Source organism: Bacteroides sp. 2201st1_D9_2201SCRN_220225 (genome assembly GCF_040928965.1).
Taxonomy (GTDB): Bacteria; Bacteroidota; Bacteroidia; order Bacteroidales; family Bacteroidaceae; genus Bacteroides; species Bacteroides stercoris.
The window spans coordinates 47,864-66,189 of record NZ_JBCODG010000024.1 but is presented as its reverse complement, the minus strand read 5'-3'; the positions used below and the strand labels follow the sequence as shown (position 1 = coordinate 66,189).

General features: G+C 46.5%; 19 protein-coding genes and 1 tRNA gene. 4 read left to right on the top strand and 16 right to left on the bottom strand.

Annotated features, from left to right (window positions below; genetic code table 11):
- Positions 1–586 (top strand): hypothetical protein (locus AB5903_RS10040; protein WP_368117823.1); only part of this gene is annotated, 586 nt, incomplete at its 5' end.
- A gap of 123 nt (positions 587–709) precedes the next feature.
- Here the strand turns inward: AB5903_RS10040 and AB5903_RS10035 are convergent.
- Positions 710–794: transfer RNA gene (locus AB5903_RS10035), tRNA-Ser, on the bottom strand.
- A 115-nt stretch (positions 795–909) separates the two neighbouring features.
- On the opposite strand from AB5903_RS10035, the gene AB5903_RS10030 reads away from it, so the two are divergent.
- Entirely contained in the window at positions 910–3,450 is a 2,541-nt protein-coding gene (locus tag AB5903_RS10030; RefSeq protein WP_034536008.1) for an endonuclease MutS2, read from the top strand.
- Between the two features lie 89 nt (positions 3,451–3,539).
- Complete coding sequence (locus tag AB5903_RS10025; protein ID WP_005651940.1) at positions 3,540–4,751, top strand: L-serine ammonia-lyase; 1,212 nt, start codon at positions 3,540–3,542, stop codon at positions 4,749–4,751.
- Positions 4,752–4,868: 117 nt separating this feature from the next.
- On the opposite strand, the gene AB5903_RS10020 is transcribed toward AB5903_RS10025, so the two are convergent.
- From AB5903_RS10020 to AB5903_RS09975, 10 genes are all read right to left on the bottom strand, one after another.
- A complete protein-coding gene (locus AB5903_RS10020) occupies positions 4,869–5,381 on the bottom strand; it encodes a PepSY-like domain-containing protein (RefSeq protein WP_272710021.1) in 513 nt (170 codons plus the stop codon).
- A gap of 46 nt (positions 5,382–5,427) precedes the next feature.
- Positions 5,428–5,868, bottom strand: coding sequence for a PepSY-like domain-containing protein (locus AB5903_RS10015; RefSeq protein ID WP_005651944.1), 441 nt, complete (start codon positions 5,866–5,868; stop codon positions 5,428–5,430).
- Positions 5,869–5,960: 92 nt separating this feature from the next.
- Positions 5,961–7,250 (bottom strand): HAMP domain-containing sensor histidine kinase, encoded by a 1,290-nt coding sequence (locus AB5903_RS10010; RefSeq protein ID WP_016662252.1) that lies wholly within the window; start codon positions 7,248–7,250, stop codon positions 5,961–5,963.
- Positions 7,247–7,924, bottom strand: a complete 678-nt coding sequence (locus AB5903_RS10005; RefSeq protein WP_005651948.1) for a response regulator transcription factor — start codon at positions 7,922–7,924, stop codon at positions 7,247–7,249. Before AB5903_RS10005 ends, AB5903_RS10010 begins: the two co-directional genes overlap by 4 nt.
- A gap of 51 nt (positions 7,925–7,975) precedes the next feature.
- Positions 7,976–8,527, bottom strand: a complete 552-nt coding sequence (locus AB5903_RS10000; protein WP_016662253.1) for a DUF4738 domain-containing protein — start codon at positions 8,525–8,527, stop codon at positions 7,976–7,978.
- 170 nt (positions 8,528–8,697) lie between these two features.
- Positions 8,698–8,925: a DUF4248 domain-containing protein gene (locus AB5903_RS09995; protein WP_005651951.1), complete on the bottom strand. Its 228-nt coding sequence runs from the start codon at positions 8,923–8,925 to the stop codon at positions 8,698–8,700.
- A gap of 167 nt (positions 8,926–9,092) precedes the next feature.
- On the bottom strand, positions 9,093–9,557 hold the full coding sequence (locus AB5903_RS09990; RefSeq protein WP_005651955.1) for a DsbA family protein: 465 nt from the start codon (positions 9,555–9,557) through the stop codon (positions 9,093–9,095).
- 223 nt (positions 9,558–9,780) lie between these two features.
- Complete coding sequence (locus AB5903_RS09985; RefSeq protein ID WP_005651957.1) at positions 9,781–10,395, bottom strand: HU family DNA-binding protein; 615 nt, start codon at positions 10,393–10,395, stop codon at positions 9,781–9,783.
- Positions 10,396–10,657: 262 nt separating this feature from the next.
- On the bottom strand, positions 10,658–11,344 hold the full coding sequence (locus tag AB5903_RS09980) for a TrkA family potassium uptake protein (RefSeq protein WP_005651961.1): 687 nt from the start codon (positions 11,342–11,344) through the stop codon (positions 10,658–10,660).
- Positions 11,345–11,389: 45 nt separating this feature from the next.
- Complete coding sequence (locus tag AB5903_RS09975; protein ID WP_005651962.1) at positions 11,390–13,219, bottom strand: TrkH family potassium uptake protein; 1,830 nt, start codon at positions 13,217–13,219, stop codon at positions 11,390–11,392.
- A 137-nt stretch (positions 13,220–13,356) separates the two neighbouring features.
- Here AB5903_RS09975 and AB5903_RS09970 point away from each other — a divergent pair, with 137 nt between their 5' ends.
- Complete coding sequence (locus AB5903_RS09970; RefSeq protein WP_060385837.1) at positions 13,357–14,724, top strand: TrpB-like pyridoxal phosphate-dependent enzyme; 1,368 nt, start codon at positions 13,357–13,359, stop codon at positions 14,722–14,724.
- Here AB5903_RS09970 and AB5903_RS09965 read toward each other — a convergent pair.
- The 5 genes from AB5903_RS09965 to AB5903_RS09945 all read right to left on the bottom strand — a co-directional run bounded on the left by AB5903_RS09965 (position 14,721) and on the right by AB5903_RS09945 (position 18,326).
- Positions 14,721–16,298, bottom strand: a complete 1,578-nt coding sequence (locus AB5903_RS09965; RefSeq protein ID WP_272710023.1) for a chloride channel protein — start codon at positions 16,296–16,298, stop codon at positions 14,721–14,723. The genes AB5903_RS09970 and AB5903_RS09965 overlap by 4 nt on opposite strands.
- 231 nt (positions 16,299–16,529) lie before the next feature.
- Entirely contained in the window at positions 16,530–17,081 is a 552-nt protein-coding gene (locus tag AB5903_RS09960) for a hypothetical protein (protein ID WP_117858237.1), read from the bottom strand.
- A 28-nt stretch (positions 17,082–17,109) separates the two neighbouring features.
- A complete protein-coding gene (locus tag AB5903_RS09955) occupies positions 17,110–17,457 on the bottom strand; it encodes a hypothetical protein (protein ID WP_117986001.1) in 348 nt (115 codons plus the stop codon).
- A gap of 4 nt (positions 17,458–17,461) precedes the next feature.
- Positions 17,462–18,001 carry an RNA polymerase sigma factor gene (locus AB5903_RS09950; RefSeq protein ID WP_060385836.1) on the bottom strand — a complete coding sequence of 180 codons (540 nt, stop codon included), beginning with the start codon at positions 17,999–18,001 and terminating at the stop codon, positions 17,462–17,464.
- 148 nt (positions 18,002–18,149) lie between these two features.
- Complete coding sequence (locus AB5903_RS09945) at positions 18,150–18,326, bottom strand: DUF4250 domain-containing protein (RefSeq protein WP_005651977.1); 177 nt, start codon at positions 18,324–18,326, stop codon at positions 18,150–18,152.

Genomic DNA, 18,326 nt, shown 5'->3' with positions numbered 1-18,326 from the left:
CCCATATATTTCCCTCCTTAGAACATATGGTTCTTTAAAAGAATACATTTCTTGCCTGCTCTATTTAGGCATTATAAAAAACTATAATGATAATCTTGCAAAACAAGAGTATCTGATAGCAGTACCAATAGAAGGCCTTTCATTAACTTCCAAAATCAATTTTGTTGAAAAATTAATTCCAAGTAAAGAGTTAATTCAAATTTTCAGTTTCTTTTCAAATATGGATGCAACGCATTTTCAGGATGGCATAACTAGAGTTGGACGAGATGACAAAGAGTGGAAAGAATTATCTTTTACATTTCCTTTACTTTCGGATTTTAGACCAAATATGGCATTAATACAGAAAATAAATGAACTGCTACAAATAAAATTAACCTTTTACCAATCAAAAAATGATTCTAATTCGATAGGGTATTCTTATTTTGAAATATATGATGATGATTATATTGGAGGTTTGGCATGTAACAGAACAGATTTAGGATCTACTGAACTTAGAAAAACATCTTTTCACAAATTAGTTTGCACTATTATGGATTACTATCTTCATAAACCCGAAGAATTCACTAAATTCACCAGTAACAATTAGATATTCAAAACTTTAACAGTTTAATATATAAACATTAATTTTTATCAAAAACACCCAACTTCACATTATCGGGTGTAAAGCTGGGTGCAATTCTTGTAAACTATTGATTTTCAATGTTTATTGCGGAGAGACAGGGATTCGAACCCCGGGTGCCTCGCAGCACAACGGTTTTCAAGACCGCCGCAATCGACCACTCTGCCACCTCTCCAAAACTTCTTTTTCAAGAAGTGCTTCTCTCTTAAAGCGGTGCAAAGGTACAAATCATTTTTAAATCTGCAAACATCTTTCCTGTTTTTTCACGAAATAATTGTACTTTTGTGCCCATGATATACCCACAGAACTTTGAACAGAAGATAGGCTTCGACCAAATACGCCAACTGCTAAAAGAAAAATGCCTCAGTACGCTTGGCGAAGAACGAGTGACAGATATGGTGTTCTCCGACCGCTTTAATGAAGTAGAAGAACGACTGGATCAGGTTACAGAATTCGTACGTATACTTCAAGAAGAAGATAATTTTCCGGCACAATATTTTTTTGATGTACGTCCGTCCCTGAGACGGATACGGGTGAAAGGCATGTATTTGGACGAGCAGGAGCTTTTCGACCTGCGCCGCTCTTTAGAAACGATACGCGACATTGTACGCTTTTTGCAAAAAAGCGAAAATGAAGAAGAAGAGGAAACCACATCTCCTTATCCTTGTCTGAAGCGACTGGCAGGAGACATAACGGTATTCCCGCAACTTATCGGAAAAATAAACGGCATTCTTTCTCCCTACGGAAAAATAAAGGATAACGCCTCGGCAGAACTGGCGCGCATCCGCCGCGAACTGGCAAGTACAATGGGAAGTATCTCACGCTCATTGAACAGCATTCTGCGCAATGCCCAATCGGAAGGTGTTGTAGACAAGGACGTAACCCCCACAATGCGCGACGGGCGACTGGTGATTCCTGTAGCTCCAGCCTTGAAACGAAAAATAAAAGGCATCGTACATGACGAATCCGCCAGTGGTAAAACCGTATTCATCGAACCCGCCGAAGTGGTGGAAGCCAACAATCGCATCCGCGAACTCGAAGGGGACGAACGGCGGGAGATTATCCGCATCCTTATGGAATTTTCCAATTTGTTGCGCCCATCCATTCCCGATGTTTTGCTGTCATATGAATTTCTTGCCGAAATAGATTTCATACGTGCCAAGGCCTTGTTTTCCGAGCAAATCACCGGACTGAAACCGGCTTTTGAAAACAAGCAGGTTATAGACTGGACAATGGCGGTACATCCGCTGTTGCAACTCTCTCTTGCCAAACATGGGAAAAAAGTTATACCGCTGGATATAGAGCTGGACGAAAAACAACGTATTCTCATCATCTCCGGTCCCAACGCCGGCGGAAAGTCTGTCTGCCTGAAAACCGTAGGGTTGCTGCAATACATGTTGCAATGCGGTCTGCTCATCCCGATGCACGAACGTAGCCATGCCGGCATATTCAGCAATATATTCATTGACATCGGCGACGAGCAGTCTATCGAAGATGACCTCAGCACCTACTCCTCGCACCTGACCAATATGAAGATAATGATGAAAAACTGCAACGAACGCAGTCTTATCCTTATCGACGAGTTCGGTGGCGGTACGGAACCCCAGATTGGCGGAGCGATAGCCGAAGCAGTGTTGAAACGTTTCAACCAAAAGCAGACGTTCGGCGTTATTACTACACACTACCAGAATCTGAAGCATTTTGCCGAAGACCATGATGGGGTGGTAAACGGAGCCATGTTATACGACCGCCATTTGATGCAGGCCCTTTTTCAGCTCCAGATAGGTAATCCGGGCAGTTCATTTGCCGTAGAGATTGCCCGTAAAATCGGATTGCCGGAAGATGTAATCTCCGATGCTTCGGAAATTGTAGGCAGTGAATACATCAATGCCGACAAGTACCTGCAAGATATTGTACGCGACAAACGTTATTGGGAAGGCAAACGTCAGACTATCCGGCAACGCGAAAAGCATATGGAGGAAACCATTGCCCGTTATCAGACAGAGATAGAAGAGTTGCAGAAGTCGCGCAAGGAAATTCTGCAGAAAGCCAAAGAGGAGGCGGAACAACTGATGCAGGAAGCTAATGCCCGCATAGAAAACACCATCCGCGCCATTAAAGAAGCGCAGGCCGAAAAGGAAAAGACACGCCAGATACGGCAGGAATTAAATGATTTCCGCGAATCGCTGGACACCCTCACCGCTAAGGAGCAGGAAGAAAAAATTGCCCGCAAAATAGAAAAACTGAAAGAAAAACAAAACCGGAAAAAGGAGAAGAAAGCCAACAAGAATCAGGAAAATACATTGTCTGCACAAGCGTTGGCAGAGCAACAGGCAAAGAAAGAAGCCGAACGTCTGGCAGCAATCGTACCCGGAAGCTATGTCAAGATAAAAGGACAGACCTCAGTTGGCGAAGTATTGGAGATAAACGGCAAGAAAGCCATCGTTGCGTTCGGAAGTATCAAAACCACAGTCAAGCTGGATAGGCTGGAACGGACAAATGCACAGCCTAAGCAAGCAGATGTCTCTACCAAGAGTACCTATATCAGTTCTCAGACACAAGACAGCATGTACGAAAAAAAGCTGAACTTCAAGCAAGATATAGATGTACGCGGCATGCGTGGAGACGAAGCCCTACAGGCTGTGACCTATTTCATAGACGATGCCATATTGGTAGGAATGTCACGCGTACGCATCCTACACGGAACCGGTACGGGCATCCTGCGCACGCTTATCCGCCAATATCTGCAAACCGTACCCGGTGTAAGCCATTTTGCCGATGAGCACATTCAATTTGGCGGAGCGGGGATTACGGTTGTAGACTTAAGCTAATTGAAATTTAAAAATCGAGCAACAGAAAACTGCAAAGTTACAATATTAACAATCCTGATAAACAAATAATCCAATAACCCATTAGCAAGATGAAATCAATCAAAGAACTATATCGCATCGGCACCGGTCCTTCAAGCAGCCATACCATGGGACCTCGCAAGGCAGCCGAGATATTTCTGGAAAGACATCCGGAAGCTGCATCGTTCAAAGTAACATTATACGGCAGTCTGGCGGCAACAGGCAAGGGTCACATGACCAACATTGCCATTACCGAAGTGCTGCAGCCGATAGCACCGGTAGAGATTATCTGGGAGCCAAAGATTTTTCTCCCCTTCCACCCTAACGGAATGAAGTTTGTCTCCGTTGACAAAGCAGGAAAAGAGACCGACCGATGGACAGTGTTCAGTATCGGCGGCGGCGCTTTGGCAGAAGAGAATGACGGAGCATCCTCGGTCAATACACCCGATGTGTATTCCATGAGCAGCATGACGGAAATCATGCAATGGTGCGAACGTACAGGAAAGAGCTATTGGGAATACGTCAAGGAATGTGAAGACAGCGATCTATGGGATTACCTGCAAGAAGTATGGAAAACCATGCAGGATGCCGTGAAACGGGGATTGGAACAGGAAGGCGTATTGCCCGGTCCGTTGAACCTACGCCGTAAAGCTTCCACTTACTATATACGTGCCAGCGGATACAAACAATCCCTGCAATCGCGCGGACTGGTATTTGCCTATGCATTGGCGGTAAGTGAAGAAAATGCTTCGGGCGGCGTCATCGTCACTGCTCCTACGTGCGGCTCGTGCGGAGTGATGCCTGCCGTACTCTATCACCTTTCCAAAAGTCGTGATTTCAGTGATACGCGTATCTTGCGCGCCCTTGCCACAGCCGGGTTGGTAGGAAACATAGTAAAGACCAACGCTTCCATTTCAGGCGCGGAAGTAGGCTGCCAGGGAGAAGTCGGCGTAGCCTGTGCAATGGCTTCGGCAGCCGCCAACCAACTTTTTGGCGGCAGCCCCGCACAAATAGAATATGCTGCGGAAATGGGTTTGGAACATCATCTGGGAATGACCTGCGACCCGGTATGCGGACTGGTGCAGATTCCTTGTATAGAACGGAATGCCTATGCCGCCGCACGCGCCTTGGATGCCAACCTTTACTCCTCTTTCACCGATGGTATGCACCGGGTATCTTTCGACAAAGTAGTAGCAGTTATGAAAGAAACCGGAAACGACCTTCCGTCGCTTTACAAGGAAACAAGTGAAGGCGGACTGGCTAAAGATTATAAACCGATGTAGCAGTCAGAGACAAAAGCACGTCCAACTTACTCAAAACAAAATAAAGAATCTCTTCTCTTAATATGTAAGGAGAAGAGATTCTTTATTTTGTTCCGGTTATACCTCAATCAAACAAGATTAACGCCCGATCTTCAGCTCATCTATCGGCCAGTGCGTATCGTCCTTATTGCCACTTACATCACGTTTCTGCAATAAATTACCATCTCCGGCATAGAACAACTGATACTCCTCATTACCTCTCTCCACTTCGATAACATACTGGACAGGCTGTACGGGATATTCAAGCATATCAATATCTTCCCGTTTCCACTGCGCATATTCTCCGCCTTCGAAAGCGGTCTGTACCGTAGGCGGCAAACCTTCCCAAAGAATATCCGTCTCCGTCAATTTCCAGGTTGCCTGAACATCATACCACACATCCATTTCCCTGCCGTCCATCCAACAGTCGGCTACGAAATAATCACCTTTCCGTTCCCATTCAATATCCATGGCAGCAGGATATTTGTCCTTAAGGGCTTTCGACACGGCATCGGGAACTTTTATATTATCGTTTTTGTCATCATCATCGCACGCACCGAAAGCCATTGCCGCAATGAACATCATCGCTAATACTTGAATTTTTGTTTTCATCTTCTTGGCAAAAAAAATTAAAGTTATACATTCTGCATTATTACAATCAATCGTCCATGCCTACAAATTTTCCTTTGCTGTTGAATTTCAAGGAATAGTCATTGGCAAGTTCAACTTCCACCCCGCTGCGTCTGCGTTCAATCTTGGTGATGACCTCCTGCGGGAAGTTCGTCTTTACATACTCTTTCACAGATACCGGAATCAGAGCTTCGGGCACAGCAGCCTTCTTGCAATCCACATCAGTCCAGTTTCCGTTGCTGTCAAAATCAATCTCCGTACGGTCGGTCAACAGCACCTCATAACTTTTCGAGCCCAGTATTCCGGTTTCAATCTTGATATGCGAGATTTGCGGATCGGTGAAATACCGGTTGATGAAGTTACGGGCTGTCAAAGGCAACTGCTTGGCATCGCGCGTAATGACATCACCGGCAAATGCCAACTGAACGGCTACAAGAGCCAACACAAGGATAGATAATACTTTCTTCATAATCGTTATTTTTTAATGTTACTGATTTGTTTCATATCATTCACACTGCAAATAACGACAGAGAAATAGGAAAGATTTGGGAATAATCAGTGTTAACGGTTATTTTTATTTTCTTTAACAAGTAGAAAGCAATGCATTCCATCCTGCCATTCGTAAGTAAGCCTCAAAAAAGAAATCCGGGCTATGGAACGGGCTATGGCGAGTCCCAGTCCGGTGGAATCTTTCTTTCCGTCAATACTATGGTAGAAACGGCGGAACAACTTCTCACCGTCCAAAGGAGTATCACCTGTATTCTTTATTACCAGCGAATCCGGAGTAGTGAGTATCTGCAACTCTCCCCCATCCGCATTATGAAGCAATGCATTCTTCACCAGATTGGAAACCAGAATCTGTGCCAACGAATGATTACAGCGGATAATAAAAGGCTGTTCCCCCTGCTTACGCAGCAAGCGCACCTGCTTATGTTCGTATATATCCATCAAATCAGGCAGAAGGTTTTCCAGTATCTCGTCCACCGATACATCCTCCGACTCCGTGTACTGCCCGTTCTCTATACGGGAAAGCAGCAGCAAGGACTTATTCAGTTTCACCGCACGTCCCAACGTTGAATAGATTTCATCCAGTTCCTTCATCTGCTGTTCGGTCAGGCCGTCGCTTTCAGCCAGCAGTTCCACTTTACCGCGCACGATGGCAAGCGGTGTCTGCAACTCATGCGATGCGTTTTCTATAAACTGCTTCTGCTCTTCATAAGCCTTGTAACTGCGGTTGCCCATATCCACCGCAGCCTCGCTCAACTGACGGAATTCACGTATCTTCGTAGGGTTCTCCAATGCCGGAACTTCTTTGCCGGGCTGGATGCCGTGCAACCAGTCCAGTAACTTATGCAACGGGCGGAATACCCCTTTCAATATCACTTGAATGCCCACCGATGTACAAATCAGCAACAGCAGGAACAAAGCCCCCAAATACCAGAGCATTGCCTCCACCATATCGTCCCGTTCCAAAATGGAAATCATCAGAGTAAGCTCGTAAAACTGTCCGTCGGGCATGCGGAATGCCGTACGCATCACGCGTACCGGTTCGTTCTCGTCCTCAAGTTCGATATACACGGTAGAGTCATAAAAAACTTCCTGATAATGATTTCCCTCCTGTTCAGAGATGGGACGGAATTTATAAAAAGACATCAATGAGCCCTCCGTTTCAAGAAGGGAAGAATCGTGGAGTACGTGTTCTATTAATATTTCGGCATAATTTTCCAGCGTATCGTCCGTTTCATCAACAACCTCATCAATAATGGCATAATAAAACAATACCCCCCATACAGCCATCAGGACAAATAGCAATAAGGAGATTTTACGATATGTATAATATACCAGTTTCATAATTCGGACAATTTATAGCCAAAGCCATAAACAGCTTTCAGCTCCACAGAGGCATTGGCCTGCTTCAGCTTCTTGCGCAGGTTCTTCACCTGCGAATATATGAAATCCAACGAATCTGCCTGGTCAATATTATCACCCCACACCGACTCGGCAAGGCTCATTTTATTGATAACCCGGTTGGCGTTCACCACAAAGTAATACAGCAGGTCGAATTCCTTACGGTTCAGTTGCAAAGGAGCACCGCCTACTTCCGCCTGCCGTTTGTCCGGATAGAGCAACAAATTGCCCACGGTGACAGACATATCGCCTTGTGCCTGACGGCGGCGTATTAAAGATTTTATGCGTGCATTCAGTTCTGCCAGATGGAAAGGCTTCGTCAGATAATCATCCGCCCCCAGTTCCAGACCGTCCACTTTATCGTCCAGCGAATCCTTGGCGGAGATGATGAGCACACTGTCCGTACGGCGCAAGTGCTTCAGCTCGCGCAACAAATCCAGACCGCTTCCTCCCGGCAGCATAATGTCCAATAGGATACAGTCGTAATCATAGTCGTTTATCTTGTCCAGAGCCGAAAAATAATCGGCAGCCGTTTCTACGACAAATTTCTCTTTCAGGAGCGAAGTGCGGATTGTTTCCCGCAAATCTTGCTCATCTTCTACAATCAGGATTTTCATGTCGGCAAAAAAAACTCACAAATCTGGAATCATTCTGGAATTACCCGTATATCAATTGGAAACGGCATCTTCCCCATACACCTCTTCCAGCAGTTCCTCTTTCGCCATGGAGATTTTGCCATCCGCGGAAACCGTCAGCCGGAGAGGTACATAAAGGTCGGATTGCGGATAGCAGATGCTGGCGGCATAGATAATGCCCTGAGGCGTTGTCTTATCATAGACCAGTCCTTCCAGAATGGCATATTTCAGAAAGCGGGCATCGACCAGTGAGGCGAAACTTTCCTTCGTAAACACCTTGTCCACAATCTGTTTTCCGCCACAAGTGATGCGCAGCGCAATGCTGTTGTCGATAAACCTCTCTCCCTGCTCATCCGTCACAACAGGCAGACTCTCGTCCGGGCGGCGGACAACAGACGAGCGGTACTCCCTGCCTTTGTAGGTAATGGTCACTTTCGTATCGGAAACCTGCATACGCTGTGGAGCAGATATCACTGTGCTGTCTTTCATCAAAACCTGTACATCGTCTCCGCCTTTATTCCGCGATGTGCAGGAAATAACCGACAACATCACCGCACAAGTCACTATATAAACAAGAGTCTTCATTGATTCTTTTTTTTTATTGACAAGGGCAAAGGAACAAAAAGAGCGGGAAAAATACAAATGAAAGCCATTAAAAACAGCAAGGGAGCATACCAAAAGAAAAACATCAGGTACATTCTGCCCCCTCTCATTACCGTCAAGCATATCCGTATATCCTAAGAATCTGCCTTCAATCAAGGTTCGTTCAGGTAACGGACGATTATTCCCACTTGCCTCGGCATAAATGTCCGCACCCTTGCGTGGTATCCCGTAAGCAGCAATTCCGCATACAATTCGCTGTTACGTTTAATCCAGCGCGTCAGCGTACGGATAGCACACCGTGCCGTTGTGTTGGGGCAATACAGGCATGCCAGCTCTCTTTTCGTATACGTTCTGATACGGAAGTCATTTTCATTTTCCATAGTTTTTTTGCAGATTTATCATCAAAGTTTTTTTATTAGAGATACAAAGATACAACATCCGAAAGGCGAAGTCAAGCAATCGGAGAAAAGATATGAACCTTTCCTGAAAAAAGTCCATATCCCTCTCTTTTACTTTCGCTTACCGTTCCAGGCAGACTGAAAGAATGTTATCCCAACGGATTTTCTTCTTCCCCGTTTCCGCCGGTTCCCGGAGCAGAACCGCCTCCCGAAACAGTTTCCGTTTTTTCCCAACTTGCTCTCGTCACGCTGGCACGTGTCAGCATCTCCCTGAAGTACTGTCCCGGCGTAAAAATTATTTTCCGACGATAAACCGTATCCGACTTCACATCCTCTTCCCTGTCCTGACTCTTTGCATTGATGCCCGGTCGGAAACAACCGAAATCACCCAACTGTACGGAAAATCCCTTGTTAATGTTAATGTTCAATGTGTCTATCAAGCCATCCAGAACCATCTTTACCACACCACGCGGGGCCATGCCTATCTTGGTGACTTCATCGCACAAATCGCCAAACTGTATTATACCAAGCGTTTTCAGTTGCGCTACATACTTTTCCGTTTTTGTCTGATCAAAACCGAATACTTTCTTTTTCACTTCGTAATTCAATGCCATAACTTTTTTTAATTTAAACGATTAATAAATTTGTTTTTCGGTTTTGTTTGCTCGTCAGTTTGCAAAACCTGCTTCTCTGTGATCACAATACAAAGATACAACAGGCGCAAAGCGACATGGTGCTTTAACTGTCGTTTCAGTAAGTTACAGTCATGATAAAGAGGATTAATATCAACAGATAAGCTATTGATAAACAAAGATATATATACCTATAAAAAACTTTTCACTTTTTTCCTGCATACACCACATTTCTCCCCATTCCGTATCTCACCAACACTCCGTCTCTGATAAACTGATTCAAATCGTTAACGGCCTGCTTGTAGCTACGTCCCGTCAGACGGGCATACTGGGCACGGTTAATGCAAGGATTCCGCTGCAAATATTCGTCCAGCAATTGAAAGCGGCGCTCCATAGACGAAAGGTTATCCGAGGAAAGCGGCACGGCGGGTTGCGGCCTGCGCTCAAGCCTCATCTTACCGCTTAAATCTTCATGAAATTTCTTCCCCAGACGGAAATTCAGTCCGCGCAAGGCAACTGACGCGGCACGTACCTCATCTTTCTCCATCGCACGGCGCCGGCAACTCAATGAGGGCGTAAAATAGCCCAACTCACCCAATTCTACCGTCCAACCGTTGGCCAGGCAATCGCGCAGTTCGTCCATGAACGCTGCCATCGCACCTTCAAGCACGCTGCGGCTGATACCCGTAAACAAGTGGACACGGTCTATAAACTCTTTTCTATCAATCGTTCCCTTAGCCACAAAATGGGCATAAAGGGGTTGTTGCTCACCGGTGCGGCGAATATCGGGTTTCTCCAAAAGGTCATAATAGGCACTCATACTTTTCAAGATGCTAAGTTTTCACCATTGCTACACTCAGCATCCTTTCTCACGGTGACAAAGAGAGAAAGCCGTTTCTTCAATTAAATCGTTCCGCCACGGGGTAAATTTTGTTCCACCACGGAGAAAGTTCTGTTCCACCATGGCGGAATGGAATTTACTCCATGGCGGAACAATCTGGCATTAGGAAGTAAAGATACTGCTATTTTGCCGGATAAGCAATAAAAGCTACAAAAAAAGAGAATAATAATTCCGCCTGCCGTCACAGCGCTTTCCAGAACTTCTGGAAATCCCGGTAGCGCCCGTAACATACCAATCGGTCGCCCGCCTGTATCCGGTCATCATCCGGCAGTTCGTTCACTACATCATGCTCGGTGAAAGAGATGCCCAGGCAATTCTTCAAAGTCTCGGCACGCTTCAGAGCAAGCAGTTTCAACCCGAACTCGCTGTCAAGCTTCAGTTCATTTACATTGTAGCCTATAAATTTTTCGGGCACAGTAAAATTCACAACGTAGTAATTGGAATCCACCCGGAACGTTTCGATGTCGGCACCAAACTCAAGCAGATGAACCAGTCCGCGGGCCGCATCCTCCTCAGGAGTAAGGATACGATCCAGGCCGAAAGCCTCCAGCACCGAACGGTGCACCCCGTCGATAGCCCTTGCATAGATGCGTTTCACCTTTTTCTGTTTCAACAGCGCCACCACCCGGATGGAAGCGCCGAAATTCTCGCCGATAGCGACAATAACGACATCGACACTATTCAAAGGAAGCACGGACAAAGCCTGCCCGTCGGTTGCATCAATCACAAAGGCGGTTGCCACCTTGTCCTTCAAACTATCCACACGGCCGGCACTGATGTCCGCACCTATCACCTCATGTCCCAAAGCCGAAAGCTCCTCGGCAAGCACATGACCGTAATTACCCAAACCGATAATAATATATTTCATAATCAATCAATGTTAGCATTTCACACACCTGTTTCCAAATCTCACTTAGTTAATGATAATCTGTCCGCTCGGATACTGGTACTTCGTATGTTTTTTCTGCTTGATGATGCCGAGCATCAGTGTTATAAGCCCCACACGTCCGACAAACATTAAAAGCGCCACCAGCAACTTGCTGTCGCTGCCCAGCAAGGGAGTGGCATTCAGGCTGGAGCCGACCGTACTGATGGCCGAAACACATTCAAAGGTAATAGCAAGCAGGGATAGTCCCGGCTCCAGGATACTGATGATGAAGACAGACACGAACAGCACTCCGAACGACATCACCACTGTAGCATTGGAACGTCGGATAGAGTCGTGCGACAACTCACGCCCGAACACCTCCACCCGCTCCGTGCCGCGCAATACCGCCACAAGATTCAGCACCACAACCGCAAAAGCGTTCACTTTGATACCGCCTGCGGTGGACTGCGAACCGCCGCCAATCCACATAAGAATAAGGTAGAGCAATAAAGTCTGTACCCCCAGGCCGGCTAAATCCACACTGGAAAAACCCGCCGTACGGGGACAGGCAGCATTGAAAAACGCCTGTGTCCACTTATCGGCAACCGACATCCCCGCAAAAGACGCGTTCCACTCAAAAAAAGCGATACCGGCCGTGCCCACCGCCAAGAGCAGGAAGGTAACAATCAGCACAATACGCGTATTCAGGTTATAAAGATGGTAGAAACGGCGGCCGTCCCACTCCCATGTATGCAAAAATCGCCAGAAACGGCGTATATGATAAAGGATAATGTCCTTGAAGTTCACCAATATGGGGAAACCGATACCGCCCAGAATAATCAGCAGTGAAATGTATATATAGAACGGGTTATGCCCCTTCATCAGCAACGGATTGCCCAAATTGCCCGGCAAGGTGGAAAACCCAGCATTGCAGAATGCCGATATAGAATGAAAAGCCGAAAACGCCAGCTCTTCGTGCACATCCATCCCCATTGTACCATGAATATCGCTCCAGATGGCAAACGTACCTATCCCCTCTATCACCAATGTAAAGCCAAGGATATACACCAGTGTGGACAACAGGGAATTCAAAGAATTGGAACTGACCATATCGCGCACCACCAACTGATTATACAAAGAGGTATTCCCCATGAAGAACATCGCGAAGAAACTTGTCAGCGTCATCACCCCCAGACCGCCAATCTGAATCAGCAGAATGATGATTACAAAACCCGTTGTCGTGAAAGTGGATGCCACGTCTACCGAAGTCAGTCCCGTCACACACACCGCACTGGTGGAAATAAACAGCGAATCCACCCACGAGATGCCCGCCACCGTAGAACGGGGAAGCATCAGCAACCCTGTCCCTATGAGTATGATAATGAAGAAACTGACCGCCAGGATAAGCGAAGGGTTTGTCCGTCGCCCCAGCAACCGTACCAGTCCATACGACAGATTCAGGAAAGACAGCACCAGCAGCAATACAAGATGATAGGCCTTGCCGTTCAGAAAATCCCAGACTGCCTGCACGGCGCCTTCCACTTCCGGGCGATGAAAGATAACCGGAACCAGCGTCAGATAAAGCAGAAAAGTCAATATCCAGGTCAGCATACTGAAAGTCTGCCTCGTATCTTTATACTCCAACAGAATATGTAAGGATATATCAACCAGAAAAACAATCCACACACCATGGTACAGACGCTGCAATTGGTGAGCCTCTGCCGCCGAAATGGTAAATCCGTGTTCGTATACCAGACCGACAATCAGCAGGATAGACGCCAGGTACGTCAAGGCTGTCATTACTCCCAACGCCACGCGTATATAGGGATGAATCCATTTATTCTGGTACAAAAAGAACTTATGATAGAGCTTCATAAATATATCGGTTAATGAGACATGGCAAACTTAGACAAATCTGCCCTTATAAACAAAAAACAATGGAAAAAAGAAATTGGTTTAAAAATAATAGCTACATTTGGACACAGAATCACTTTTAATTTATAATAACCACTATGAGCAACAAAACAAAAAGATTCATCCTTCCGGAAGAAGAAATTCCACATTACTGGTATAATATACAGGCCGATATGGTGAACAAGCCCATGCCGCCACTCAACCCCGCCACCAAGCAACCGCTGAAAGCGGAAGATTTGTATCCCGTTTTTGCAGAAGAGCTCTGCCGCCAGGAACTCAATCAGACCGATGCCTGGATTGAAATACCCGAACAGGTGCGCGAAATGTACAAATACTACCGAAGCACTCCGCTGGTGCGTGCCTACGGACTGGAAAAAGCGCTGGGTACACCGGCACATATCTATTTCAAAAACGAGAGTGTGAGCCCGATGGGGTCTCACAAACTGAACTCCGCCATACCGCAGGCCTACTATTGCAAGCAGGAGGGTGTGACAAACGTCACCACCGAAACCGGAGCCGGACAATGGGGAGCTTCGCTGGCTTATGCCGCCCGCCTCTTCGGGTTGGAAGCCGCCGTATACCAGGTAAAAATCAGCTATGAGCAAAAGCCTTACCGCCGCAGTATCATGCAGACCTTCGGTGCGCAGGTAACTCCTTCGCCCTCCATGTCCACCCGTGCCGGAAAAGACATTCTGACCGCTCACCCCAACCACCAGGGTTCGCTGGGTACGGCCATTTCCGAGGCCATCGAGCTGGCACGAACCACGCCCAACTGTAAGTATACGCTCGGTTCCGTATTGAGCCACGTCACTCTGCACCAGACTGTAATCGGCCTGGAAGCTGAAAAACAAATGCAAATGGCCGGCGAATATCCCGATATGGTCATTGCCTGCTTCGGAGGCGGTTCCAACTTCGGAGGCATCGCATTCCCATTCATGCGCCACACCATCCTCGAAGGCAAAAAGACACGGTTCATTGCCGCCGAACCGGCCTCCTGCCCGAAACTGACACGCGGCAAATTCCAATACGACTTCGGCGATGAAGCCGGATATACCCCGCTACTGCCGATGTTTACCCTGGGACATAATTTCGCTCCCGCCAACATCCATGCCGGCGGTCTGCGCTATCACGGTGCAGGCGTCATCGTATCGCAACTGCTGAAAGACGGCTATATGGAAGCAACGGACATCAAACAACTCGAATCGTTCGAAGCCGGCTGCCTTTTCGCACAGGCAGAAGGAATCATCCCTGCACCGGAGTCCTGCCACGCCATTGCAGCCACTATCCGCGAAGCAAATAAATGCAAGGAAACGGGCGAAGAGAAAGTCATCCTGTTCAACCTGTCCGGCCATGGCCTCATCGATATGGCATCGTACGACAAGTACCTTGCCGGCGATTTGCAAAACTATGAGCTGACCGACAACGATATCCGGAGAAATCTGGATGAAATAGGCAATCTGGTCTAATAGATATTCGCCATACTGACGAGCGGTTCATAGAGTTTCTCTATGTCCTGCGAATCCATTTCAATCTGCACCTGGTCTCCCGGAATCAGACTTGTTTCCGCAGGGACCAGGTTTTTTCCATCCCTATGCACATTGATGATAACACAGCGTTCGGGCAAGGAAAGCTCGCTTACTGCCTTGCCGTCGAGGTAAGAACCGGTCATAACTTCCACAGACAGCGTATACCGGTTTTCTTCACGGAAATCGGGAGAGTTAATCATATCCTCGTATAAGATTACGTTGAAAGACTTCATCTGGAGCAACTCCGTAAAATAATACGTCAAACCGCCTACCACCACCGAGGGATAAAAGACTTCGAAGTGTCCGGTTATCTCCGTTATCAGCACAATCGCCGTAAGCGGTGTACGCTCAATGGCCACCAAAAATGCCGACATGGATATCAGCATGACATAAGTGATATTTGGGGGTTCGATAATGCCGTACTTTACAGCGACCAGTCCTACAAGCTGCCCCAACAGTCCGCCCGTCACCAAAGTGGGAATAAAGTTACCACCCGGCAAGCCTGAAGACACGGAGCACACCGAAAACCCGAAATGCAACAGCATGACGGCAAGCACCCACATTATTTCCGTACTGCCGTTCTGCGCCTGTTGCAGCAAAAACTGCTCGCCGCCACCGGTCAGGTTTACCTGCATCAACGAGATAATGTAGGCAACCAGTACCAAATAAAACATCTTGATATATACCGGAGACTTGACCTTAGAATATACCCGCTTGAACGAAATCATAAGCACAGAGTATATCTTGCCGGCAATGGAAATGATAACAGCCAACAAAAGGAAATACTTCATCCGGACAAGAAAAGTCAAAACAGGTTCCGACACCTCAATCAGATGATAAGGGTTCACGGGAAAAACCAAACCGGCAACCGCTCCTGCCACTACACCCGCCAACAACGTAGTAATGGCTGTCTTAGGTGCATCGAAACGTTCGATGGATTCGATAACAATCAATGAAGAGGCCAATGGAGCAGCAAAAGCAGCCGCAAGCCCCGCCCCTGCTCCTGCCGCCAGCAACTGCTTGCGCTCGCCTTGCAGAATATGCGTCCATCGGGACACGAGACTGCCGATATAGGAGCCTATCTGCACAGAAGGCCCCTCACGCCCCAATGACAATCCGGCAGCCACAGAAAGAATTCCACCAGCGAATTTGGAAACCAGCTCCACAAACGGGTGCTTATAGGTTATGCGTCCGTTGATTACCCCGCGTGTCTGCGGAATGCCGCCGCCACTGATAAGAGGCATCCTGCCTACCAGAAAGGACACAAACATCAGAATCCCCCAAAACAGCAAAAACAGGAGTATATGCCAGTACCAGGCAGGGCGGGATGCGAAAAAGTCGCTGCGGATATGTAGCAGGAAATAAAGCAGATAGTGATAACAGACCGCAATAAGCCCTGTCAGCAATCCCACAATCATGCTGACAAAATAAAGCCGCGCATCTACCAACTTCAACTTCCAGATATGCCAGCCGCGAACCGTTTTCCAATTCTTTATTTTCTGAAAAAAACGCATGGAGTATTCTTTGTTATCTGCATTCCCCTACAACAATTTCTCTCCTGTGAAGTTCTGAACCGGCTACCCGATTATATTTATTTTACCCTCTCAGCATTGCTGATAATAAAAAAGAATCTCCCCGTCAAGCCATACACAGAGAGGAGATTCTTCGCTACATTCAAAAGCTAAGAACGGAGCTTTTTATATTATGACACACTTATTATATTAAACCACAGTTTTTCCGGCAGCTTAAGACTTCTGTGCAGAACGTACCGGGTGTTTATGTTTTCCTTGCGCAACAGCCTGCTTTTTTCTGCGGTCAAATTCTTTTTTCAACTTGTTGGCATTGTTCTGTTCCGTCCGGTAAATCTTCATAATCTGTTTGGGAGAAAGTATTTTTCTGAATTCATCATAATACTTCTCACGCACATCCAGTATCTTACGACTTTGGGCAAAACGTCCTTTTATCTGCTGCTCCACCTCGGCATCCGTCAGCACCGGTTTAGGTTGCGGCTTCATGCCTTTCTGTTCCGCCCCCTGCCCGGAGGAGAGCTGCCTGCGGTTCATCATTCTGCATTCGCGCAATTCCTTCAAATAGTTCTGATAAACCGGTACAAATCTGGCAGCTGCGGCATCATCCAACATCAGTGTGTTCACCATCTGATTGGTCTGGCGTTCCATGAACTGCTCCGGTGTGTGACGTTGCCTTTTATCTTTATTCACCTGGTTTTGAGCAGAGAGACTGAACTGACCGCCTATCATAAGGCACGTCAGAAATACGTAAATGAATTTTGCTTTCATAATTCTTCTTTTTTTTAAGACAATACTATTAATTTAAAAATATATCGCTTTCGGAGAAGCTGACGAGCTCTTCCAGCTCCTCGTCCGACATTTCACGAATCCATTTATCAGCAGGGGCCGCCGCCGTACAATTCCCGGTATCCAGCATCTGCCCTCCTCTATCACCTTCCCTGAAAAGAGACGGCATAAACAGAAAGCCGACCAATGCCGCAGCTATGGCAATACCCGTAGAAACGGTTATCCACAAACGATGCCCCGCCGGCTTGCTACCATACGTATGTTTCCGCACATTACGCTGCATTTCGTCAAAGAAACCTTCGGGCACACGATAGGGAGTTTTTTTTCCTATATCATCAAAATCAAACTCTTTTTTCATAATCTCAATTATTTAGTATGTACTCTTTAATCTTTTCCTTCGCATAATGATAATTCACCTTAAGCGTATCTGCCTTACCGTCGAGAATGCGGGCGATTTCCTCGTAATCAAGTTCGTCATAGTAGCGGAGATTGAATATCAACCGTTGCTTCTCCGGCAATCTCAATATGGCTTCCTGGAACTTGACGGCCAACTCATTTTCATAGTCCACATAATCGGAAGCCTTCAAACTGGAAATCAGGTTTTCCTGAATATCTTCGGTTGAAACGGTTTCCCGCCTTTTACGGCTATTCAACAAGCGGAGGCTTTCATTCGTTGCAATCCGGTAAATCCATGTGCTCAGTGAACTCTCGCAACGGAATTGCTCCCAATGCCTGTACACCTGAATAAAGACTTCCTGCAATACATCCTCTGCATCTTCGTGCAGCACTACCAAACGCCGTATATAATAATATATCGGTTCCTGAAAACATTCCACCAACAGTTGAAAGCCCTGTTCACGGTTGGATTTATATATTTGTCGAATCTTGTTTTCGTTTATCATCAGTTCATCCGGGTTTTACTGGTTAGAAAGGAGAAATGGGAAGAAGTTAAATGAGATGGAGCGTATTTGTCGTTTATTAACAAAAAAAGTCGGGGCTGCATCTTTACAAGACACAGCCCCGACCCATCTGTTTATAAGTTTACGGCAATTACCAGAATCTGTTTCGCTCAGGATTATACTCAAATCCCACTCTTTTCAGTGTCCGGACAATTACTTCTTTCTCAACGTTCATATCCTCACAAAGTGCATCCAGTGAAGGATAGAAATCACGCAATTTCATATTGATGAAGCTGTACAGCATCATCGGATCTTCAGGCAATTTCAT